General features: G+C 73.7%; 1 pseudogene. It reads left to right on the top strand.

Annotated features, from left to right (window positions below):
* Positions 1-304 (top strand): annotated as a pseudogene (locus MKK75_RS13375) (recombinase family protein); the annotation flags it as partial.
* Positions 305-316 lie beyond the last annotated feature (12 nt).

Below are 316 nucleotides of genomic sequence, written 5' to 3'. Positions count from 1 at the left end.
GGGGTGGCCGCAACTACCTGCCCGCAGCTGGGTACGCCGAGAACTGGGCCGTGGCGACGTGACCGGGACAGCTCTAGGCAAGCCGGAGAACCTTGGCGACCGGGAGGGCGGCCAAGTGGGCGGGAGCGGGCGGCAGGACCGGCGGCACGAGGGGCGGGCTCGGGACCTCGCCCCAGTGATAGCCGCCGGGCGGGCCGAGGGCGGGGTTCCGCTGGGGCAGATCGCGGCGGCGCTGAACGCGTGGGGCATCCCGGCCGCTCGGGGTGGGGCGTGGACGGCTACACAGGTACGGCGCGTCTCGTAACGAATGTTTGGA

This window comes from Methylobacterium sp. J-030 (genome assembly GCF_022829545.1).
GTDB lineage: Bacteria > Pseudomonadota > Alphaproteobacteria > Rhizobiales > Beijerinckiaceae > Methylobacterium.
Note: the sequence above shows the minus strand (reverse complement) of the source record. Positions and strands in the feature narration are given on the sequence as shown.